This window comes from Actinophytocola sp., from assembly GCF_050699935.1.
Classification (GTDB): Bacteria; Actinomycetota; Actinomycetes; order Mycobacteriales; family Pseudonocardiaceae; genus Actinophytocola.
In genome coordinates this window covers 16,236-36,542 of sequence record NZ_JBOHGB010000003.1, presented here as the reverse complement: position 1 = coordinate 36,542, position 20,307 = coordinate 16,236, and the positions used below count along the sequence as shown (strand labels likewise).

At 71.9% G+C, this 20,307-nt stretch carries 21 protein-coding genes; 12 read left to right on the top strand and 9 right to left on the bottom strand.

Features of this window, described 5'->3' with window-relative positions; all coding sequences use genetic code 11:
- Positions 1 to 3: 3 nt before the first annotated feature.
- Entirely contained in the window at positions 4 to 876 is an 873-nt protein-coding gene (locus tag ACRDTB_RS02005; protein WP_431428101.1) for a DUF4328 domain-containing protein, read from the top strand.
- A gap of 484 nt (positions 877 to 1,360) precedes the next feature.
- On the opposite strand, the gene ACRDTB_RS02000 is transcribed toward ACRDTB_RS02005, so the two are convergent.
- The gene (locus ACRDTB_RS02000; protein ID WP_431428100.1) at positions 1,361 to 2,542 is read right to left on the bottom strand and encodes a cytochrome P450; all 1,182 of its coding nucleotides are present in this window, start codon (positions 2,540 to 2,542) and stop codon (positions 1,361 to 1,363) included.
- A gap of 37 nt (positions 2,543 to 2,579) precedes the next feature.
- Between ACRDTB_RS02000 and ACRDTB_RS01995 the strand changes: the two genes are divergently transcribed.
- Genes ACRDTB_RS01995 through ACRDTB_RS01980 form a run of 4 tightly spaced genes read left to right on the top strand, consistent with a single transcriptional unit; the run spans position 2,580 to position 5,654 of the window.
- The gene (locus ACRDTB_RS01995) at positions 2,580 to 3,383 is read left to right on the top strand and encodes a glycerophosphodiester phosphodiesterase (RefSeq protein ID WP_431428099.1); all 804 of its coding nucleotides are present in this window, start codon (positions 2,580 to 2,582) and stop codon (positions 3,381 to 3,383) included.
- On the top strand, positions 3,380 to 4,300 hold the full coding sequence (locus ACRDTB_RS01990) for an aminoglycoside phosphotransferase family protein (protein ID WP_431428098.1): 921 nt from the start codon (positions 3,380 to 3,382) through the stop codon (positions 4,298 to 4,300). The genes ACRDTB_RS01995 and ACRDTB_RS01990 overlap by 4 nt, the downstream gene beginning before the upstream one ends.
- A gap of 30 nt (positions 4,301 to 4,330) precedes the next feature.
- Positions 4,331 to 5,272, top strand: coding sequence for a DUF5926 family protein (locus ACRDTB_RS01985; RefSeq protein WP_431428097.1), 942 nt, complete (start codon positions 4,331 to 4,333; stop codon positions 5,270 to 5,272).
- A gap of 1 nt (position 5,273) precedes the next feature.
- Complete coding sequence (locus ACRDTB_RS01980; protein WP_431428096.1) at positions 5,274 to 5,654, top strand: DUF952 domain-containing protein; 381 nt, start codon at positions 5,274 to 5,276, stop codon at positions 5,652 to 5,654.
- Between the two features lie 99 nt (positions 5,655 to 5,753).
- Here the strand turns inward: ACRDTB_RS01980 and ACRDTB_RS01975 are convergent, their stop codons facing one another.
- Positions 5,754 to 6,305 carry a ferritin gene (locus tag ACRDTB_RS01975; protein ID WP_431428241.1) on the bottom strand — a complete coding sequence of 184 codons (552 nt, stop codon included), beginning with the start codon at positions 6,303 to 6,305 and terminating at the stop codon, positions 5,754 to 5,756.
- Positions 6,306 to 6,504: 199 nt separating this feature from the next.
- On the opposite strand from ACRDTB_RS01975, the gene ACRDTB_RS01970 reads away from it, so the two are divergent.
- Genes ACRDTB_RS01970 through ACRDTB_RS01960 form a run of 3 tightly spaced genes read left to right on the top strand, consistent with a single transcriptional unit; the run spans position 6,505 to position 9,644 of the window.
- The gene (locus ACRDTB_RS01970) at positions 6,505 to 6,888 is read left to right on the top strand and encodes a hypothetical protein (RefSeq protein WP_431428095.1); all 384 of its coding nucleotides are present in this window, start codon (positions 6,505 to 6,507) and stop codon (positions 6,886 to 6,888) included.
- Positions 6,889 to 6,897: 9 nt separating this feature from the next.
- Positions 6,898 to 8,427, top strand: coding sequence for an alkaline phosphatase D family protein (locus ACRDTB_RS01965; protein ID WP_431428094.1), 1,530 nt, complete (start codon positions 6,898 to 6,900; stop codon positions 8,425 to 8,427).
- A gap of 41 nt (positions 8,428 to 8,468) precedes the next feature.
- The gene (locus ACRDTB_RS01960) at positions 8,469 to 9,644 is read left to right on the top strand and encodes a GNAT family N-acetyltransferase (protein WP_431428093.1); all 1,176 of its coding nucleotides are present in this window, start codon (positions 8,469 to 8,471) and stop codon (positions 9,642 to 9,644) included.
- Positions 9,645 to 9,794: 150 nt separating this feature from the next.
- Here ACRDTB_RS01960 and ACRDTB_RS01955 read toward each other — a convergent pair whose 3' ends face one another.
- Entirely contained in the window at positions 9,795 to 10,199 is a 405-nt protein-coding gene (locus ACRDTB_RS01955; RefSeq protein WP_431428092.1) for a hypothetical protein, read from the bottom strand.
- Between the two features lie 239 nt (positions 10,200 to 10,438).
- Positions 10,439 to 11,623, bottom strand: coding sequence for an arginine deiminase (locus tag ACRDTB_RS01950; protein ID WP_431428240.1), 1,185 nt, complete (start codon positions 11,621 to 11,623; stop codon positions 10,439 to 10,441).
- A 115-nt stretch (positions 11,624 to 11,738) separates the two neighbouring features.
- Here ACRDTB_RS01950 and ACRDTB_RS01945 point away from each other — a divergent pair, with 115 nt between their 5' ends.
- Positions 11,739 to 12,275, top strand: a complete 537-nt coding sequence (locus ACRDTB_RS01945; protein WP_431428091.1) for a DM13 domain-containing protein — start codon at positions 11,739 to 11,741, stop codon at positions 12,273 to 12,275.
- 156 nt (positions 12,276 to 12,431) lie between these two features.
- On the opposite strand, the gene ligD is transcribed toward ACRDTB_RS01945, so the two are convergent.
- Both ligD and ACRDTB_RS01935 read right to left on the bottom strand, forming a co-directional pair.
- Positions 12,432 to 14,897 carry a DNA ligase D gene (ligD, locus tag ACRDTB_RS01940; protein ID WP_431428090.1) on the bottom strand — a complete coding sequence of 822 codons (2,466 nt, stop codon included), beginning with the start codon at positions 14,895 to 14,897 and terminating at the stop codon, positions 12,432 to 12,434.
- Between the two features lie 10 nt (positions 14,898 to 14,907).
- The gene (locus tag ACRDTB_RS01935) at positions 14,908 to 15,708 is read right to left on the bottom strand and encodes a CPBP family intramembrane glutamic endopeptidase (protein WP_431428089.1); all 801 of its coding nucleotides are present in this window, start codon (positions 15,706 to 15,708) and stop codon (positions 14,908 to 14,910) included.
- Positions 15,709 to 15,730: 22 nt separating this feature from the next.
- Between ACRDTB_RS01935 and ACRDTB_RS01930 the strand changes: the two genes are divergently transcribed.
- On the top strand, positions 15,731 to 16,189 hold the full coding sequence (locus ACRDTB_RS01930) for a PPOX class F420-dependent oxidoreductase (RefSeq protein ID WP_431428088.1): 459 nt from the start codon (positions 15,731 to 15,733) through the stop codon (positions 16,187 to 16,189).
- 178 nt (positions 16,190 to 16,367) lie between these two features.
- Here the strand turns inward: ACRDTB_RS01930 and map are convergent, their stop codons facing one another.
- Entirely contained in the window at positions 16,368 to 17,135 is a 768-nt protein-coding gene (gene map, locus ACRDTB_RS01925) for a type I methionyl aminopeptidase (protein ID WP_431428087.1), read from the bottom strand.
- Positions 17,136 to 17,188: 53 nt separating this feature from the next.
- Here map and ACRDTB_RS01920 point away from each other — a divergent pair, with 53 nt between their 5' ends.
- Entirely contained in the window at positions 17,189 to 17,437 is a 249-nt protein-coding gene (locus ACRDTB_RS01920; RefSeq protein WP_431428086.1) for a helix-turn-helix domain-containing protein, read from the top strand.
- Here the strand turns inward: ACRDTB_RS01920 and ACRDTB_RS01915 are convergent.
- The gene (locus ACRDTB_RS01915; RefSeq protein WP_431428085.1) at positions 17,423 to 18,184 is read right to left on the bottom strand and encodes a DUF2470 domain-containing protein; all 762 of its coding nucleotides are present in this window, start codon (positions 18,182 to 18,184) and stop codon (positions 17,423 to 17,425) included. The two genes, ACRDTB_RS01920 and ACRDTB_RS01915, sit on opposite strands and share 15 nt — an antisense overlap.
- A gap of 63 nt (positions 18,185 to 18,247) precedes the next feature.
- On the opposite strand from ACRDTB_RS01915, the gene ACRDTB_RS01910 reads away from it, so the two are divergent.
- On the top strand, positions 18,248 to 18,868 hold the full coding sequence (locus tag ACRDTB_RS01910) for a LysE family translocator (RefSeq protein ID WP_431428084.1): 621 nt from the start codon (positions 18,248 to 18,250) through the stop codon (positions 18,866 to 18,868).
- Positions 18,869 to 19,062: 194 nt separating this feature from the next.
- Here ACRDTB_RS01910 and ACRDTB_RS01905 read toward each other — a convergent pair whose 3' ends face one another.
- Positions 19,063 to 20,238 (bottom strand): homogentisate 1,2-dioxygenase, encoded by a 1,176-nt coding sequence (locus tag ACRDTB_RS01905; RefSeq protein ID WP_431428083.1) that lies wholly within the window; start codon positions 20,236 to 20,238, stop codon positions 19,063 to 19,065.
- Positions 20,239 to 20,307: the final 69 nt, after the last annotated feature.

Below are 20,307 nucleotides of genomic sequence, written 5' to 3'. Positions count from 1 at the left end.
TGGGTGGCTACGAGCCCGTTCCGACCCGCACGGCAGCCGCGTCGCCGGCTGCCGTACCTCGGGCCGCCCCGCTACACCGAGATGCCGCGCTGGGGCTTCCCGCCGCTGGCCTGGCGCTGGCCCACGACCGTGCCCGGCGCGCGCCTGGGCGCGGGGGAGCCGGTCACCGTCGACCGCGTGCGGATTGTCAGCGGGCACGCGGCCGCGATGATGTGGGCGCTCGCCGCGCTGACGCTGTCGGCCGCCGCCGGCGAGGTCTGGCGCTACGTGGTGCTGCTGCGCAGCCGGGGCGGCGCGCTGTCCGACCGGCTCGTGGCGACGTCCGACGCCGTGGTGACGATCGGCGCCGTGCTGGCGCTGGCGTTCGGCGCGCTGGCGGTGGTGGTGACCGTGTGGTGGCTGTACCTCGCCCGGCACGCCGCCGCCGAGGTCGCCGAGCAGGCGCCGCACCGCCGTGACTGGCAGGTGCTCGTGTACCTGCTGGTGCCGGGCGTGAACCTGGCGATGGCGGGCGTGATCCTCGCCGAGCTGGAGCACCACGTCCTGCGCCGCCCGGGCGACGAGCGCCCGACCCCGACCCGCGCCACGAAGATCTGGTGGGCCGCGTGGGTGGTGAGCGGCGTCCTCTTCGTGACGACGATCGCCTGGCGCTTCCGCACCGGCGTCCAGTCCCAGGCCGACGGCGTACTCCTGAGCGCCGCCACCGACCTGGCCGCGACAACAGTGGCCGTCCTAACTGCCCTGACGATCCGCCGCCTGTCCGCCCTCGTGGCCCCCCTCGACCCGAAACGCCTCCGCCACCTACGAGTCCTCAGCGTGCACAACGCCCCCACCCCACCCCTCCGCGAAACCCGCCCCACCCCCTCCCGCCGCTAACCCACCCACCCCACTCCCGCCCGCGAGTCCCCCACTCCGGACTCGCGTTTCCCCCGTTCCCGTCCGCGAGTTCAACGCTCCCGACTCGCGAGTCCAACGCTCCAGTACCGCGTGTCCAACGTTCCGGTCCCGCGAGTTCAACGTTCGGTCCGGCGAGTCCAGCCGTCCCGGCCCAGCCCCTCGACGCGGCCCTCGATCAGCGCTCATCACGCGCACCACGATCGCGCCATTCGCACCGGCGAGTTGTCCACAGCCGCCGCAAAGCGGCCCGTCCCCGTCGGTGCTCGCGAATAGGCTGGAAATCGGGGGGCCCCCGGGCGGGCCCGCTGTCGAACAGCCCATGCGGACCACCCTCAGACGGTCAACGAAGCCGCCATCGGACAGCGGGCCATCGGACAGCGGGCCAGCAGGCAGCAGGCAGCAGGCAGCGAGCCTGCGGGCCAGGACTGCCAGGCGATCAGCGAGCACGGAGCAGACGCCAGAGTCAGACAGTCACCGGGAGCGTGCGCAGGCCGCGGATCACGAACTCCCCACGCCGCTCCGGCTCCGCCGCCAACCTCAACCCCGGCAGCCGCGTGACCAGGGCCTCCAGCGCCGCCTCGATCTCCACGCGGGCCAGCGGCGCCCCCACGCAGTAGTGGATCCCCGCCCCGAAACCGAGGTGCGGGTTGGGGGACCGGCCCACGTCGAGCCGGTCCGGCGATCCGAACACCACCGGATCCCGCGCGGCCGCCCCGAGCAGCGCGCCGATCCTCTCGCCCGGCTCCAACCGGTACCCGGCGACGGACGTGGGCGCGGTCGCCGTCCGCTCGAACAGCTGCAAGGGCGCGTCGAACCGGATCAGCTCCTCGGTCGCGGTCGGCAGCAGGGCGGGCGACGCCATCAGCCGCGCCCACTCCGACCGGTCGCGCATCAGCGCGAGCACCCCGTTGCCGATCACGTTCACCGTCGCCTCGTGGCCGGCCATCAGCAACAACACCGCCGTACCGACGAGCTCGTCGTCCGACAGCCGATCCGACCCGTCGCGCACCGACACCAGATCACTGATCAGATCGGACCCCGGTGACGAAGCGCGCGCCGCGGCCAGCGACCGCAGGTACGCCACGAACTCGCCGGCCGCGGCCTCCGCCGCCGCGGCCCGGTCGGCCGGCAGGTCGTACTCGTACATCTTCACGATCGCGTTCGACCACGGCTGCAGCCGCGGCCGGTCCGCCGCCGGCACCCCGAGCAGCTCCGCGATCACCTCGACCGGCAGCGGCGCCGCGAGATGTGTGAGCAGGTCGGCGGATCCGTCGACGGCGATGGCGGAAGCGAGCGAGTCGACCATTCGACCCGCGACCAACCGGACCCACGGCTCCAAACGCGCGGTGTGCCCGCGCCCGAACGCCGCCGAGATGAGCCTGCGCAGCCGCGTGTGCCGCGGCGGCTCGTTCTCCAGCAGCGAGTTCTGGTGCAGCAGGTTGAACGCCGCGAACTCCTCGACCGGCTCCTTGTCCTGCCACAGCCGCCCGGCGGAGCGGTCGCGCAGCACCGCCGAGCAGGCCGCGTGCGACACCGCGACCGCGATCCCCAGGCCCTCGTGCCAGTGCACCTCGCCCTCGTCGCGCAAGGACGCGAACGCCGGATACGGGTCGGCGAGGAACACCGGATCGTTCGGATCGAACACCAGGCGACCGTAACTCTTCTGTGCGATGATCCGCGCCGTGCAGCCCACAGTTGTGGCGCATCGGGGAGCCTCCGCACACCGGGCGGAGCACACGGTAGCCGCGTACGCGCTCGCCCTGGAGCAGGGCGCCGACGGCCTCGAATGCGACGTACGCCTGACCCGCGACGGTCACCTCGTGTGCGTTCACGACCGGAGGGTGGACCGCACCTCGACCGGCCGCGGCGTGGTCAGCACGCTCACGCTGGAGCGAATGTCCGAACTGGACTACGGCCGGTACGACGCGGCGATGCCCGAGCACGCCGACGACCTGGTGCACGAGCGGGTGTGGACGCCCGACCCGAACGACCACGGGGTGCTGACCCTGGAGTCGCTGCTGGACCTGATCGCCGACTCGCCGGGCACGAAGCTGTTCATCGAGACCAAGCACCCGGTCCGCTACGGCGGCCTGGTGGAGACGAAGCTGATCGCCCTGCTCAGCCGCTACGGCCTGGCCAACCCAAAATCCATAGAGGACTCTCCGGTCGTGATGATGTCCTTCTCCGCGAGGGCCGTGCGCCGCATCCGCCAGCACTCCGCGACCCTGCCGACCGTACTGCTGCTGAGCCAGCTGTCCCCGATGCGCTGGGACGGCTCCCTGCCCCGCACCGCCGACCTCGCCGGGCCGGGCATCCGGCTGCTGCGCCAGGATCCCGACTACGTGACTCGCGCCGCGGCGTTCGGCCACGACACGTACGCGTGGACGGTCGACGAGCCCGAGGACATCGAGCTGTGCCGCCGCCTCGGCGTCCGCTACGTGGCCACCAACGCCCCGGCGGCGACCCGCTCGCTGCTGGACCGGTGATCCCCGACGCGCTGCGGCGCAACGTCGAGACCGTGTGGGGCGCGGGCGGCGCGCGCTGGCTGGCCGCCCTCCCGCGCGTCCTGGCCGGCGTCGCCCGCGACTGGGACCTGACCATCGGCACGCCCTTCATCCTCACCTATCACTATGTCGTCGCCGTGACCCGCGGCGACGGGACTCCGGCCGTGCTCAAGCTGGGCGTGCCGGGCGCCGACTCGCTGCGCGACGAGGCCCCGGCCCTGCGCGCGTTCGCCGGCCGGGGCGCGGTGCGGCTGCTGCGTGCGGACCTCGACCGCGGCGCGCTGCTGCTGGAGCGGGCCGAGCCGGGCGACCGACTCCGTGACCTGGTGCCGGCCCACGACACCGAGGCGACCTCCATCGCGGCCGGCGTCATGCGGCGGCTCGCGGTCCCACCGCCGGACGAGCTGATGCCTGACCTCGTGACGCAGGCCCGGGCCTTCGACGAGTACCTCGCTCGCCACGGCCGCGGCGGTCCGCTGTCCGGCGACCTCGTGGCCCGGGCCGGCGGGCTGATGCGCGAGCTGTGCGCGTCGGCCACCGAGCGCGTCGTGCTGCACGGCGACCTGCACCACGACAACATCCTGCGCGCGACCCGGGAGCCGTGGCTGGCCATCGACCCGCACGGCGTCGTCGGCGATCCGGGCTACGAGACCACGTCGCTGCTGTTCAACCCCGATCCGCACGACCGGGACGAGACGCTGACCGCGCTGGTCCCGGCGCGCGTCGAGCAACTCGCGGACGAGCTGGACATGCCGGTGGATCGAGTCGTCGCCTGGGGCTTCGTCAAGGCCGTGCTGTCCGACGTGTGGACCGCCGAGGACTGGACGCCGGGCGGACCGCCGCCGGACAGCCGTGCGCTCGACGTCGCCCGCCTGCTGCTGCCCCGGCTGCCCGCGTAGTCCGTCGCCGCGTTCGGTAGCGTCGCGGCCATGGCCAAGCGATCCGCCGTGAAGCAGCGCAACACCGATGGCCCCAACCCGCGCCAGCCCTGCCCCTGCGGCTCTGGCAAGCGGTACAAGGCGTGCCACGGCAGTTCGAGCGGACCGGTGGAGCTGCCGGTCGCGCGCCCGCTCGAGGGCCTCGCCGGCGAGTGCGAGCTGGTCGCGCTGCGCGAGTTCGTCCCGTCGGCCACCGTGCCGCTCAGGCTCACGAAGCCGGCCGACCGTGAGGTCACGCTGGCCACCGTGCTGCCGATGGCGGCCGCCGCGCTGGTCCGGGCGGACGGGTCGGCGCTGGTGGGCATGCAGGTGCAGACCCGCTCCAGCGACGTCAGCCGGGACATGGCCCGCGCGTTGCGCTGGGCGCTCGAGGCCGAGGCGGGCGCCGTGCTGCCGGTCGTCGGCCCGGAGACCGACGAGTCGCCCGAGCGCGAGCGGTTCCAGGACCTGGTCGACGCCGACCAGATCATCGAGCCGGAGGTGCACACGGACTTCTCCTGGTGGATGCCCGAGGGCGAGGAGCCGGCCGGCGAGGTGGCGCTGTCCCTCGAGCGCGCGAACGCCGCGATCATGCCGACCGAGCGGATCGGCCCGGCGGCGTACTGGGTCGAGGCCGGCGACCGCTGCCACCTGCGCTGGGTCCGCCCCGAGCCGGAGGAGAAGCTGCTGCTCGCGATGGCCCGGCTGGCGGCGGCGGGCGAGCTCGGTCTCGGCGAGGGCTCGCGCTACGCCGGCTGCTTCCGGGCGCACGGCCTGCTCGTCCCGGTGTGGGACCTCGACGGCGAGCAGCACGCCCGCGAGTGGGCCAAGCCCGCGGAGGAGCTGGGCGACCGGCTCACCGAGGCGCTGGCCTCGCTGGACGCCAAGCCGCTGGCCGGCGAGGAGCGCCGCGCGCGCGACGGCCTGGTCGGCCGCCAGGTCACCATCCGCTGACGTGCTCCTCCACATCACCACGCGCGACGCGTGGGCGCCCGGCGAGCCGTACCGCGCGGACTCGCTGGACACGGAGGGCTTCGTGCACTGCTCCGACCCCGGCACCGTGCACCTGCCGGCCAACCGGCTCTTCGCCGGGCGCACCGACCTCGTACTGCTGGAGATCGACCCGGCCCGGCTCGACGTGCCGCTGCGCTGGGAGCCCGGCGCGCCGCCGGACCCCAACGGGGCCTGGTTCCCGCACGTCTACGGCCCGATCCCGGCCGCGGCCGTCGTCGCGGTGCACGACTTCCCACCATCCGCCGAAGGCCGCTTCGAGCTGCCGCCCGAACTCGCGAGTCCAACGCCGCAGACCCGCGAGTCCAACATTCCGGACCGGTGAGTCCGACATTCCGAACGTTGGACTCGCGGGTCGGGACCGTTGGACTCGCGGGTCGCCAGTGTTGGACTCGCGGGTTCTGACTGTTGGACTCGCGGTGGATTAGACCTTGCCGCCGGCCGTGCGGGGGGCAAGGGGGTCGCTGCCGGTGTCGCCGACCGACTCGCGGGCCAGGTAGTTCTCCACGTCGAACAGGTTGCCGCTCGCGGTGGCTCGGCGGACCACGTTGAGCAACGTGGTCATCTGGGCGACCTCCTCCACCTGCTCCTTGAGGAACCACTGCATGAACTGCTCGCCCTTGTAGTCGTCCTCGTCGCGGGCGATCTTGGCGAGGTTGATGACCTCGTCGGTGACGTTCTTCTCCTGCTGGAGCGCCAGGGAAATGAGGTCGACCGGCTCCGAGAAACTGTTCTGCACATTGTCGGAACCGGGAATCGTCGGCGCGACGTCGTTGTCCAGCAGGTATTGCACGATCATCATCGCGTGGTTTCGCTCTTCCAGCGACTGCCGGTAGAAGTGCTTCGCGAGCTGTGGCAGGTCCTGGCCGTCGAACCAGACCGCCAGGGCAACGTACTGCTGCGACGCGGTGAACTCGTGCCGCACCTGTTCCTGCAGCATGGAGTGGAACTTCGAGAGGTTGCCTGTCTTCGCCATGAATTCGATAATACGCAAAGCGAGCAGCGCAACGCTATGCGAGGTGGGCACGCGAACAATTTCCGTGCCTTTTTAGGCAAGCCTACCGAAACGCAATTCAGGTAAGGCATTCCTAAACGGCGCGCGGTGTCGTACCCTACGACCTGTTGCTCGGACACGCACCTTGAAGAGTGTCCGAAAATTCTTCACAGGGAGGGTCATGACAGTCTTACGTCGGTCCGTGTCGGTCTCGTTGCTGGTCGGCGCACTCCTGCTGGCCGGCGGAGCCACCGCGAGCGCGGACAGCGAGCGGTGCACCTCGGGCAGTGGCTGCGCCGGCCGCGTCACCTTCGCCTCGTACGGCGAGGTGTTCAAGGTCTCCGACCAGGCAGGCGACGGCCACTCCGCGGTCGCCCTGTACTGGCTGCCGGACGGCACCGGTCCGCACCTGGTCTGGAACCCCAACGGGAACGGCACGACAGTCACCGCGAACCTCGAGTTCGCCGAGGGCAGCTGGGTGACCTACCGCGCGTGCCTCGGCGAGTACGGCCCCAGAGAGGTCCTGCAGAACACCTGCGGCGCGACCATCACCGACACCGCCTAGGAGGCCGGGATGACCAAGCTCAACCGACGCGTGTTCATCCTGTCCGGCCTGGCCGCCGCGGGCGCGGTCGGGCTGCCCCACCTCGCCGGCGCGGCCACCGCCCCGTCGCCGCGCGCCGCCGGCGATCCGTTCCAGCTCGGCGTCGCCTCGGGCGACCCGCGACCGGACGGCCTGGTGCTGTGGACCCGGCTCGCCTCGAAGCCGCTGGACATCGGTGGCGGCATGGGTTCCGCGCCGCTCGACGTCCAGTGGGAGATGGCGACCGACGAGGCGTTCGCCGACGTGGTCGCCTCCGGCACCGAGACCGCGACCGAGGCGGACGGGTTCAGCGTGCACGCCGAGCCCGCCGGGCTGCCCGCCGGCGCGGAGTTCTTCTACCGGTTCAAGCAGGGCACGTTCATCTCGCCGGTCGGCCGCACCCGCACCGCGCCGGCGGCCGGCACCGACCCGGGCTCGATGAAGATCGCGCTGGCGTCCTGCCAGCACTTCGAGGAGGGCTGGTACCACGCGCACCGGTTCCTCGCGGCCGACGAGCCGGACCTCGTGCTGTTCCTCGGCGACTACATGTACGAGAAGCAGTCGGGCCGGGACACGGTGCGCGGCTACGTGGACTTCGACGAGGTCGACAAGCTCGACGAGTACCGGCTGCGCTACGCCCAGACCAAGCTCGACCCGGGCCTGAAGGCCGCGCACGCGGTGGCCCCGTGGCTCACGGTGTACGACGACCACGAGCTCGCGAACAACTGGTGGGGCGGGCAGTCGGGCTGGCCGGACGACCGCAAGTCCGCGTCGTTCCGGGCGTACTGGGAGAACATGCCGCTGCCGAAGTCGATGAAGCCGACCGGCCCGTCGATCCCGCTGTACCGCCGCGTGGGCTGGGGGACGCTGGCCCGCTTCCACATGATGGACACCCGCCAGCACCGCTGGGAGCAGGCCCCGAACGGCGACTGCGACGAGATCCACCGCACCGACCGCACACTCACCGGCGCCGCGCAGGAGCAGTGGCTGCTCGACGGGCTCGCGGCGGGCGGGTCCAAGTGGGACCTGCTGGGCCAGCAGGTGTTCTTCGCCGGCCGGGACGGCGACGGGGAGACCGGTTCGTGCGACGTCAGCGAGGATGCCTGGGACGGCTACCACGCGAGCCGGCAGCGGATCGCGCAGGGCTGGCTGGACCGGCAGGTGCGCAACCCGGTCGTGCTGACCGGCGACGTGCACCGGCACTGGGCGAACGACCTGCGGCTGGACTACTTCGACCACGACGCGCCGCTGATCGGCACCGAGTTCGTCACGACGTCGATCACCTCCACCGGCCAGCCCGGCAGCAGTGACCCGCCGCCGGACTACGTGCAGTTCAACCCGCACCTGAACTACGTGGGCAACCAGCGCGGCTACGTGCGGGCGACGATCACCGGCACGGAGCTGACCGCGGAGTTCGTGCAGGTGTCGTCGGTCGTGGAGCCCGACCCGGCGAAGGTCACCTCGTCGGTGTCGCGCCGGTTCGTCGTCGAGGACGGCCGGCCGGGGCTGCAGGACGGGTAACCGCGTTGCACGGATAGGTGCCGGCCATCGACGATGGGCCGATGGCCGGCACCGACGACAGTGACTTTTCCGCGGACGACCTTCCCGTGGACGTCCCGACGCTGACCGACGGCGAGGTGAGGTTGCGCCCGCACCGGGCCTCCGATGTGGACGCTCTGGTCGAGCAGGCCCTGGACCCGGAGTCGATCGAGTGGACGCGGGTTCCCGTACCGTACGCCCGGGCGGACGCGGTCGGCTACCTCGAGCTGATCGCGGGCGGGTGGCGCTCGGGACGCGAGTTCTGCTTCGCGGTCGAGACGCCCGACGTCCCGTTCGCCGGGTCGGTCAGTCTCCGCGCGTACATCGACGACGGCGTCGGCGAGGTCGCGTACGGCCTGCACCCGGCGGCGCGCGGGCGCGGCGTGTGCAGCCGGGCGGTGAAGCTGTTGCTGGACTGGGGATTCGAGCGGTTCGACGTCGTGCTGTGGATCGCGCACGTGGGGAACTGGGCGTCGCGGCGGGTCGCCTGGGCGAACGGCTTCACGTTCGACGGCACGATCCCGAGGTTCGCCGAGCAGCGCGGCGAGCGGTACGACGCCTGGATCGGCTCGCTGCGTACGTCGGACGACCGGTCGCCGAAGCACCCGTGGCACGTGGCCCCGATGCTCACGTCGGACCGGCTGCGCCTGCGCCCGATCCGCATGTCCGACGCGGACCGCTTCGCGGAGATGTCCAACGACGCACGCAGCCGGCACTACGGCGGCCGGGTGCGTGCGCTCCGCGAGGCCACCGCCGGCGAAGCGATCATCACCCGAATCATGCTGGCGCAGGCGTCCGGCGAGCGGTTCGACTGGTGCATGACCGAGCCCGGTTCGGATCGTCTGATCGGGCACATCCAGCTGTTCGACCTCGACGGGCTGGACGAGACGGAGGCCAAGCTGGGCTACTCCGTCCACCCGGACTCGCGCGGGCGGGGCGTGCTGCGTACCGCGCTGGGCATGGTCGTGGAGTGGGTGTTCCGGCCCGTCGCCGAGGGCGGCCTGGGCAAGCGCCGGCTCAGCCTGACGACGGCGGCGAGCAACACGGCGTCCCGGTACGCGGTCGAGCAGGCGGGCTTCGTCCACATCGCCACCGAGCCGGACTCGTTCACGAGCGGCGACGAGGGTTTCGAGGACATGGCGGTCTACCACCGGCTCAATCCGAACTGGACGATCGAGTCGACGAAGCCGTCCGCCTGAAACCCCGGCCGCGGCGGCTCGGGGCACCCGGGCAGCTCCACGGCCCCGGTGAGGTCCCGGACGGCGGTCGCGGTCCGCCGCTGGTGCGTCCGGTTCTCCGGCTCCGAGGGCAGCACCGCGACCGGCATGCCGAGGGCGCGCAGCTCCGCGTCACTGATCCCGCGCAGGGTCTCCCCGTTCAGCAGGCGCGTCGGCCACCCCCGGGCTCGCCCCCAGACCGGCCAGCCCTTCCCGGGTGTACGCGTCGACCTCGGGATCATTGGCGGTGGTGGGCCAGGCGAGTACCAGCCGCTCGACGAGGTCCGGCCGCCCGACCGCGAGCCGCGCGGCGGCCGAGCACCCGTTGGACCCGGCGACGACGGTGGCCGGCTCGTCGAGTTGCCGGGCGAGATGCTCGGCCTCGCTGTCCCAACCGGCCGCACGCGCCAGCCGATCCGGCGCGAGCACGGCGAACCCGCGGTCGCCCAGGGCGCTCGTGACACCGGGCCGGTGCCAGAAGAACTCGGCGTCCACCCCGTCCCACAGCCCACCGTGCACAAGCAAGACCGTGCTCACGTCAACTCCGCACCCCGCGCTCCAGCGCCACCACCACCGCACGCCCACCGCGCGCACGAACCCCACGCGCACACAGGAAATCCTCTCGCGCACACGCGCGTGCAGAACCCACGTACGCACGCCCCCACCCTCTCCGGGGGCACCCCTCGACGCCAGTCTACTTGTGAACACTGACAAAACCCGGTGTCGCGCAAGCCTTGTGGATGGTGCGGCGGTGTGAATGGCGGATTCGGTCGGGCTCAGAGAGAGGCGCGGGTGATCGGGCACGACATGCAGCGCGGGCCGCCCCGCCCGCTGCCCAGCTCCGACCCGCGGATCCGCAGCACCTCGATCCCCGCCTCCTCCAGCCGGGCGTTCGTCTCGACGTTGCGCTCGTAGGCGACGACCACGCCCGGCGCCACGGCCAGCGTGTTGTTCCCGTCGTCCCACTGCTCGCGCTCGGCAGTCACCGGGTCCAGGCCCGTGTCGATCACGCGCAGCCGCTCGATGCCCATCGCCCCGGCGGCCGCCTCGAGGAACGGCACCGGGCCCGACACGACCACGCCATCCTCGTCCCCGGGCCGCAACGGATAGGCGAGCAGCGTGTCCCGCACCGCCGGGTACATCACGACGGCGTCCCGGTCGACCATCGTGCACACGGTGTCCAGGTGCATGGTCGCCCGGTCCTGCGCGATCGGCACCGCCAGCACGGTGTGCGCGAGCCCGTCCGCGAACGCCGACCGAGCCAGCGACTCCGCGCCCGCGGGCGTGGTCCGCTCGCCGACCCCGATCGCGAGCACACCGGGCGCGAGCAGCAGCACGTCGCCGCCCTCGACCGGGGCGGAGTGGGCGCCGTACGCGCGGCCGGCGGCCCGGAACCGCGGGTGGTAGGCGTAGATCAGGTCCAGCAGCGCGGTCTCCCGGTTGCGCGCGGGCATCGCGAGCGACGCGATCGCCACCCGGTTGCCGATCCACACCGACGAGTCCCGGGTGAACAGCAGGTTCGGCAGCGGGTCGACGACGAAGTCGTGCGGATGGTGCATCTTGCGCACCAGCGACGCGCCCTCGGCGGCGGGCAGCTCCTCGAACGTCATGCCCGCCATCAGCACGTCCGCGAGCGCCTCGTTGTCCATCGTGGACAGATGCGAGCTGAGCGCGTCGGCCAGCTCGTGCCCGACCCGGCGCCGGTCGACGGCCGTGTCCGCGGCGGCGGCGTGCGCCCGCTCGTCGGTCAGCGCGGCGACGAGCGCGTCGGCGAGCAGCAGCACCTCCACCCGCCGGGTCCCCAACGTCTCGGCGAACGCGTCGTGCTCCTCCTGAGCCCGGTCGACCCACGGGATGCTGTCGAAGAGCAGCTGGTCGTTGTTGCGCGGGGTCAGCCGCTTGAGCTCGGCGCCCGGCCGGTGCAGCAGCACCGCACGCAGCGGCCCGACCTCGCTGTCCACCTTGGGCGTCGGCTGTTCGTGCACGGCCAGGTCAGGTGCTGGTTGAGCGGTCACGCGGCGAGCGTAATAACCCGGTAAGTACGCGGTCGCGGCCACTCCCGCCATTATGGGCACCATGCGACGTCTTCTTCGAAAGCCCGTGACATGGGTCGTGCTGGTAGTCATGGTGGCCGGGGCGGTCACCGGCCTGGTCCTGTTCGAGCCGTGGCGCGCGTTCACGAGCAGCCACCTGGACGAGCCCGCGCCAGTCGCCGCCACGGGCGCCGAACCGGACTCGAGCGCCGGGTCGGACGACGCCTCCGCGCCGGAGCCGGCCGTGCTCGCCGAGGGCGAGTTCGTGAGCCAGGAGCACGAAACCGCCGGTACCGCCCGGGTCATCCGCCTCGCCAGTGGCGAGCACATCCTGCGCCTGGAGGGCTTCTCGACCTCCGACGGCCCGGACGTTCACGTGTGGCTGTCCGCCGACAAGGCCGGCGGCGACTGGGGCTCCTATGACGACAGCCGCCACGTGGCCCTCGGCGAGCTCAAGGCGACGGACGGCAACCACAACTACGCCATCCCGGCCGACGCGAAACTCGAGGGCCTGCGCAGTGCCGTCATCTGGTGCGACCGCTTCAGCGTCGCCTTCGGCTCGGCCCCACTCGCCCTCTGACCTGTCCACAACCGACACAGTTGTCCACAGCAAGACCGTGACCTCGCCTTTCGTCAGCGCCTCCCGGTAGACTGGCACGTGAGGGTGGCCCCCGGGACAGGGTGGGGCTTTCGTTTCTCGCGTTCCACACGCGCGCGTGTGCGCGGGAGGTTTGGGTTACGGCTCGGGGAGGGGTGGGCGGTCCCTGGTGAGCAAGGGGGCCAGCAGGTCACCCACCTCCTCGACCCGGTCCAGCACCTCGTCCGCCGTGAAGACCAGATCGTTCGGGTGGCGGCAGGCGGCCACCTCGTCCCACGTGACCGGGGTCGACACCGTCGGCGCGGGGCGGCCGCGCAGCGAGTACGGCGCGATCGTCGTCTTGTACCGGTTGTTCTGGCTCCAGTCGATGAACACCTTCCGCGGCCGCAGGTTCTTCGACATCCGCGCCACGATCAGGCCCGGCCGCTCCCGCGCCAGCTCCTCCGCCACCGCCTTCGCATACGCCGACGTCCGCTCCACCGCCGGCGTCGTGATCGGTGCGTACAGCTGCATGCCCTTCGACCCGCTCGTCTTGGCGACCGGCGACAGGCCGTGCGACGACAGCAGGTCGCGCAGGAGCAGCGCCACCTCACAACACTCCACGATCGTCGCCGGCGGGCCCGGGTCCAGGTCGAACACCACCAGGTCCGGCGTCCGCCGCTCGCCGGCCGAGTCGACAGTCCACTGTGGAAGGTGCAGCTCCAGAGCCGCCATGTTCGCCGACCACACCAGTGACGGCAGGTCGTTCAGCACCACGAAGTCCAGAGTCTCGTAGCCGCGAGTGCTCCCCGGCGTCTCCACCCGCACCTTCCGGACCCACTCCGGCGCACCCCGCGCGGCGTTCTTCTCGTAGAACGGCTGCGCGGTCACCCCGTCCGGCCACCGCCGCAGTGTCACCGGCCGGTCGGCCAGGTGGGGGAGCAGCACCGGCGCCACGCGGCTGTAGTAGTTGATCACCTGCCCCTTGGTGAAGCCCGCCTCCGGGTACAGCACCTTGTCCAGGTTGGACAGACGCAGGCGCCGGCCGCCGACCTCGACCAGGACGTTCTGCGGCTGCGGCTCCTCCTCGGGCTCCGAAGACGCCGGCGACTCCGGCGACTCCGGCGACTCCGGCGACTCCGGCGACTCCGGTGGCGACGGAGGGGAAGGCGCCGCGTCCGGAACGGCCTCCGGCTCCAGGTCCGCCGCCTCCTTGTCCGACCGCAGCCCCCGCCACGACGGCGCCCGCAGCCTGCCGTCCGGCGTCCAGTTCCGGAACTCCACCTCACCGACCAACGTCGGCGACACCCAGTGCGCGCCCTTGCGCCGGTCCGCCGGCAGCTCGTCCGCGAACGGCGAGGTCTCCCGCTCCAACGGCGTCAGCCGCTCGCCCAACGCGGCCAGCGCCTTGTCGCTGAACCCGGTGCCGACCTGGCCGACGTAACGCAGCCCGGCGTCGGTCGGCACGCCGAGCATCAGCGAGCCGATCATGCCGGACCGCTGGCCCTCGCCCGGCCGCCAGCCGCCGATCAGTACCTCGATCGTCAGCAGTTCCTTGATCTTGATCCAGTCCGGGGTGCGCCGGCCGGGGAAGTACCGCGAGGTCAGCCGCTTGGCGAGGACGCCCTCGAGCTCCTGCTCGCGCGCCGTCTCCACCATGGCGGCGCCCTCGACGGTGTAGCTCGGCGAGATGTTCCAGTGCGGCCCGCGCAGCTCCAGCCCCTCGAGCAGCCGGCGCCGCTCCGTGTACGGAAGGTCCACACAGGACTGGCCGTCGAGGTGGATGACGTCGAAGATCAGGTAGGTGACCGGCACGGAGTTCGCGAGGCTGCGCGCCTGCCGGTCATGCTGGACGTGCATGCGCTGCTGCAGCGCGGGAAAGCTCGGTCGCCCGTTGTCCATGGCGACGATCTCGCCGTCGAGCCACACCTGGGTCGAGCCGAGCTCCTCCCCGAGCTTGCGCAGCTCGGGGTAGGTGACGGTGATGTCGTTGCCCTTGCGGGAGAACAGCTGCAGCCGGCCGCCCTCGACCCGGGCCAGTGCGCGCACGCCGTCCCACTTGAACTCGTAGGCCCACTCCTCGTCCTGGTTCTCCGGCGGCAGCGTGCCCGGCGAGGCCAGCATGGGCTCGACGAGGTCGGGCAGGCGGGTGAACCCGGGCCGCTGCGGCGGTTCGGAGCGGCGGACCATCCAGTCCTTGGCGTCCTTACCACTGCGGAAGAACGTGTACCGCCCCTTGGCGCGCGCGCCGTCGAAGACGACCGCGACCTCGCGGTCGGACCATTTCAGCGTCTCGTAGCGGCCGCGGTCCCAGATGAACATGCGGCCGCCGCCGTACTCGCCCTTGGGGATCTCACCGGAGAACGTCGCGTACTCCATCGGATGGTCCTCGGTGTGCACGGCGAGCCGGATGTCGCCCGGCAGGTCCGGCAACCCCTTCGGCACCGCCCACGACACGAGCACGCCGTCCCGCTCCAGCCGCACGTCCCAGTGCAGGCGGCTGGCGTGGTGCTCCTGGATGACGAACGTGTCGTTGTTGCCGGTCGGCAGCGCGCCCTCGACCGGCACCGGCTCCGGGGTGCGGGCCGCATCGCGCTTCTTCCGGTATTCGTCGAGGTCACCCATCCCGTCCAGACTAAGGGAGCCAGGACACCTGGCCACGCAGCAGCGCGTAGCCGACGAAGGCGACGACGTCGAGCAGCGTGTGCGCGATGACCAGCGGCCAGAGGCGGTTCGTCCGCTGCCAGACGCGGCCGAACACCAGGCCCATGACGAAGTTGCCCACGAACCCGCCGAACCCCTGGTACAGGTGGTAGGACCCGCGCAGGGCGGCGGCCGCGACCAGCGAGCCGTTCTCGTGCCAGCCGAGTTGGCGCAGCCGGGTGATCACGTACCCGACGACGAGGACCTCCTCGGCCCAGGCGTTCGCCGCCGCGGCGATCGTCAGCACGACCGGCCGCCACCACGTGTCACCCAGGGTGGACGGCAGCACCGTGAGGTTGGCGCCGGCCGCGCGGGCCAGGAAGTACAGCCCCAGCCCCGGGATGCCGATGAGCGCGGCGAGCCCGGCGCCGCCGAGCGTGTCGCGGCCGAGCCGGTCCCGGTCGAGCCCGATCGCCCGCAGCCGGATGCCGGCGCGCCACAACAGGTAGAGCCCGAGCGCCCCCCAGGCGAACAGCTGGACCGCGGACAGCAGTTGGCGGAGAAGGTCGATGAGTTGGTCGGCGGCCTGCGGGACGTTGATCGCGACCTGCTGGTCGGCGAGCGGCTCGGGCGCCAGGAGCGAGTCCAGCAGGGAGAGCAGGCTGCGCAGGCCGGAGAGTCCGAGCGTCACCGTGAGCACGATGAGGAGCTCGATGACGATCGCGCGGCGTTCGCCGGGGTCCGTGATCGGCTCGGTCCGCCGCTGCGGGACGAGCCAGGCGCTCAGTGACACGCCGAGACGCTACCGTTAGCCGGTGCCACGAATCGCCACGGCGGACCGGGTGGACGCGGCCTCCCTCGCCGACTTCATCCGTCCCCGCCACCACGCCATCCTGGTGACGACCAAGGCGGACGGCGGCCCGCAGCTGTCCCCGGTGACGTGCGGCATGGACACCGAGGGCCGCATCGTGATCTCGACCTACCCGTCCCGCGCGAAGGCGGTCAACGCCCGCCGAGACCCCCAGGTGTCGGTCTGCGTCCTGTCCGACGACTGGGACGGCGCCTGGGTCCAGGTGGACGGCACCGCCGAGGTCCTCGACCTCCCCGACGCGCTCGAACCCCTCGTGGAGTACTTCCGCGTGATCTCCGGCGAACACCCCGACTGGGACGAGTACCGCGCGGCGATGCGACGCCAGGGCAAGTCTCTGATCCGCGTCACGATCACCCGCTGGGGCCCCATCGCCACGGGCGGCTTCCCACCCGACCTGGCGTAACCCCGAACCATCCACAACCCACCCGGTTGTCCACAGCTGACCGCGCCCACCCCCTTTTGTCGGCGTGCGCCGGTAGGCTGGCACGTGAGGGTGGCCCCCGGGACAGGGTGGGGCTTTCGGTACCTGCGTTCTGCACGCGCGTGCGCGCGCGACCGGTGGGCGGTCCCGTGGGCGGCGGTTACGGGGCTGTGAGGATCACCGGGCCCGACCCGGTCACCGCGATCGTGTGCTCGATGTGGGCGGCGCGGCTGCCGTCCACGGTTCGCAGTGCCCAGCCGTCCGGGTCCGTGACGAAGCGGTCGCGGCCGCCGGCCATGAACATCGGCTCGATGGCGATCGTCAGGCCCGGGCGCAGGGACAGGCCGCGGCCCGGCCGACCCTCGTTCGGCACCGAGGGTGCCTCGTGCATCGCGCGGCCGACACCGTGGCCGCCGAAGCTCGACGGGATGCCGTACCCGCGCGCGCGGCCGATCTCGCCCACCGCCGCCGACACATCGCCCAGACGACCGCCGGCGCGCGCGGCCGCGATGCCGGCCTCGAGGGCGTCTCGCGTGTCGGCGATCAGCGCCACGTCGGCCGGCCGGGGCGTGCCCACGATGAAGCTGATCGCGGAGTCCCCGTGGAACCCGTCCACGCACGCGCCGAAGTCGACGCTCACCAGGTCGCCGTCCAGCAGCCGGTACTCCGACGGGATGCCGTGCACGATCACGTCGTTCACCGACGCGCAGATCACCGCCGGGAACGGCGTCGGCGCGAAGTGCGGGTGGTAGTGCTGGAACGACGACTTGGCCCCCGCCGACGCGAGCACGTCGTCCGCGACCTCGTCCAGTTCGAGCAGCGACACCCCGACGGCCGCCGCCGCGCGTACGGCCGCGAGCGCGTTCGCGACCACCCGGCCGGCCTCGCGCATCACGGCGAGCTCGGCCTCGGTCTTCAGCTCGACCATGACACCTCCAATAACTATCCCGGTATTCATATCACGGTATTAGTATCGGGGTCATGGTGCGACCACCCCTGAGCCAGCAGGACCGGGAACGCGGCATGCGCCTCGGCGAACGGCTGCGGGCCGCCCGGGGCGAGCGCACCAGCGTCGAGGTCGCCCAGGCGGCGGGCATCTCCGTCGAGACGCTGCGCAAGATCGAGCACGGCCGCGTCCCGACCCCGGCCTTCTTCACGGTCGTCGCGATCGCCCGCGCGGTCGGCGTCCCCGTGGAGACCCTTTGCGACGAGCCGCTACCGGCCTTGTAGCGCCACGAACGGACATCCGACCAGCCGCCGCAGCTCGACCGACAGCTCGTCCTGCGTGTCGATCGGCCGCTCGAACGCCAGCCGCACGTCGTGGTCGCCCTCGATCGCCTCGACGCGCAGCCGCAGGCCGTACCGGTCCAGCCCGAGCGGCCGCACGTGCCCGCCCCGCAGCCGGTCCGGCAGGTGCCGGTGCAGCGTGTGGATCACGTCGGTGTGCGACAGCTCCAGGTGCCGCAGCCAGCCCGCCTCCTTGTGGCAGAACGGGTCCACGGCCGCCGCGGCGAACACCGGCGGCGGCACCGGATGCGTTCCGTCCGCGTCCGCGACCACCATCGAGATCGGGGTCAGCCGCAGCATCGTCGCGCCGTAGCCGAGATCGAGCAGCCGTGGGTCCGGCCGCTCCTCGACCAGATCGAGCGCGAGGTCCCGCGCCTCCGCGAGCTCGACGGGCGCCAGCTGTCCGGTGATCCACAGCAGCCCGCGCACCGGCTCGCGCAGCGGCACCGGCGCGAGGTCGACCACCTCGACCACGGTCGTCATCGGCTCGGCCATGGCCTGCTCGTCGGGCAGCAGCAAGGTCACCGACCCGTCCGCGTGCACGTGGTGCAGCAGCGGCACGACACGGTCCGGCTGGCGCCGCTCGGGGACCGGCGGCAGTGTGGGTGGCGGCAGCAACGTCGCCGGGCCGCGCGCCGCGATGGTCCTGGCGCGCTCACCCGGTCCGGGAGTCGGCGGTCGATCACTCACACTGGTTAGGCTAGCCTAAGTCACTCGCGAAAATCGACAGCCAAAGGTGGGTAGCCTGGCCGAGTGACCGTGGCGCAGCTGCTTGCCCTCGGTGGCGTCATCCTTGTCGCGGCGATGTCGCCGGGACCCGACTTCGTGATCGTCACCCGCAACGCGATGCTGTCCGGCCGCCGCGCGGGCATGGCGTGCGCGGCGGGGATCGCCGCGGGCGTGTTCGTCTGGGTGGTCGTCACGGCGCTCGGCATCGCCGGCCTGCTTGCCGCGTCCGCGGTCGCGTTCACCGTCGTCAAGCTCGCCGGCGCGGCCTACCTGGTGCTCCTCGGCATCCGCGCGCTGATCGCCGCCCGCCGCGGCTGCTACGGGGCACCGGAGGTCACCGAGGGCCGGCCGGCCCGTGCGCTCGCCGCGTTCCGTCAGGGCCTGGTCACGAACCTGCTCAACCCCAAGGTGGCGGTGTTCTTCACCGCGCTGTTGCCGCAGTTCCTACCCGCCGCCGCGACCGCGTTCGACCACCTGCTGCTCGCCGGCGTCGCGGCCACCGTGAGCCTGCTGTGGTTCGTCGTACTGACGAACGTGGTCGGCGCGCTCCGCCGGTTCCTGACCGCGAACCGAGTCCGCCGCGCGATCGACGCGGTGATGGGCACGCTGCTGCTCGGCCTCGGTGTCCGGCTCGCGAGCCAATAGGACACGCGCCATACCGGCCGCATCATGGCCGCGGTGTCCGAGCTCGCGCACAGCCGACAACGTCGCGCACAGCTACACGCACGCCCCCACCCTCTCCGGGGGCCACCCCACCACGCCAGTCTACCGGTGGGGGCTGACAGAAGCCGTGGTCGGCGGGTTTGCTGTGGACAGCCTGACGAGTTGTGGACAGCCGGTCAGCCTGGCCCGCGGCCGGACCACGACCATGCGTACGCCGGATCTTCGCAGGCGCCCGCCGCCTCGCCGAGCTCCAGTGGGCGGAACGTGTCGACCATGACCGCGGTCTCGTCGAAGTAGTCGACCCCGATTGACGCCTCCGCGGCCCCCGGCTGCGGTCCGTGCGTGAAGCCCGACGGGTGCAGCGACAGCGACCCGAGCCCGATGCTGGAGCCCTTGCGCGCCTCGTAGTTGCCGCCGACGTAGAACATCAGCTCGTCGGAGTCGACATTCGCGTGGTTGTACGGCACGGGGATCGACAGCGGGTGGTAGTCGACCTTGCGCGGGCAGAACGAGCAGACCACGAAGTTCGGGCCCTCGAACGTCTGGTGCACCGGCGGCGGCTGGTGTACCCGCCCGGTGATCGGCTCGAAGTCGCGGATGTTGAACGCCCACGGGTAGAGGCAGCCGTCCCAGCCGACGACGTCGAACGGATGGTTGGCGTAGGTGAAGCGGGTCAGCCCGGCGCGGTGGCGGACGAGCACGGGCACGTCCGTGCCGTCGACGATCAGCGGCTCGCCCGGACCGCGCTGGTCGCGCTCGCAGTACGGGGCGTGCTCGAGGAACTGGCCCTTGGCCGACAGATAGCGCTTGGGCGGGCCGATGTGGCCGGTGGCCTCGAGGATGTAGAGACGGGTCTCGCCGTGCGGCAGCACGCGGTAGGTCGTCGACGTCGGCAGCACGACGTAGTCGCCGTCGGCCACGTCGAGCGCGCCGTAGATCGTCTCGATACGTGCCGACCCGGCCTGCACGTAGATCAGCTCGTCGCCGGCGGCGTTGCGGTACAGCGGGCTCGGCGAGGTGGCGACGGCGAACGCGATCGTCACGTCGTTGTTGCCGAACAGGGTGCGCCGGCCGGTGACGGCGTCGATCTCCTGCTGGCTCTCCGACTTCAGGTCCTGCGTGCGGAAGTGGCGCGGCATCAGCGGATGGTTCGGCGTCAGCGGTCCGCGGTGGTCCTCGACGACCTCGGCGTTCACGATCGCCGTGGGCAGGTGCCGGTGGTAGAGGAGGGCGGAGTCGGAGGAGAAGCCCTCCACGCCCATGAGCTCCTCGGCATACAGCCCACCCTCCGGGGAGCGGAACTGCGTGTGCCTCTTTCGGGGTATCTCCCCGGCGCTGCGGTAGTAAGGCATTGCCTCCTCCGGAGTGTCCGCATGTCGAACGTCTTTGTTCAGTAGCCGATACGCTACTAGCGTGTCAGC

Excerpts from the sequence above, each read along its gene's own strand:
- ACRDTB_RS01985 (WP_431428097.1), top strand. The coding sequence starts at position 4,331 with ATGGCCAAGCGATCCGCCGTGAAGCAGCGCAACACCGATGGCCCCAAC.
- ACRDTB_RS01975 (WP_431428241.1), bottom strand. The coding sequence starts at position 6,305 with ATGGCGAAGACAGGCAACCTCTCGAAGTTCCACTCCATGCTGCAGGAA.
- ACRDTB_RS01970 (WP_431428095.1), top strand. The coding sequence starts at position 6,505 with ATGACAGTCTTACGTCGGTCCGTGTCGGTCTCGTTGCTGGTCGGCGCA.
- ACRDTB_RS01965 (WP_431428094.1), top strand. The coding sequence starts at position 6,898 with ATGACCAAGCTCAACCGACGCGTGTTCATCCTGTCCGGCCTGGCCGCC.
- ACRDTB_RS01960 (WP_431428093.1), top strand. The coding sequence starts at position 8,469 with ATGGCCGGCACCGACGACAGTGACTTTTCCGCGGACGACCTTCCCGTG.
- ACRDTB_RS01945 (WP_431428091.1), top strand. The coding sequence starts at position 11,739 with ATGCGACGTCTTCTTCGAAAGCCCGTGACATGGGTCGTGCTGGTAGTC.
- ligD (WP_431428090.1), bottom strand. The coding sequence starts at position 14,897 with ATGGGTGACCTCGACGAATACCGGAAGAAGCGCGATGCGGCCCGCACC.
- map (WP_431428087.1), bottom strand. The coding sequence starts at position 17,135 with ATGGTCGAGCTGAAGACCGAGGCCGAGCTCGCCGTGATGCGCGAGGCC.
- ACRDTB_RS01920 (WP_431428086.1), top strand. The coding sequence starts at position 17,189 with ATGGTGCGACCACCCCTGAGCCAGCAGGACCGGGAACGCGGCATGCGC.
- ACRDTB_RS01905 (WP_431428083.1), bottom strand. The coding sequence starts at position 20,238 with ATGCCTTACTACCGCAGCGCCGGGGAGATACCCCGAAAGAGGCACACG.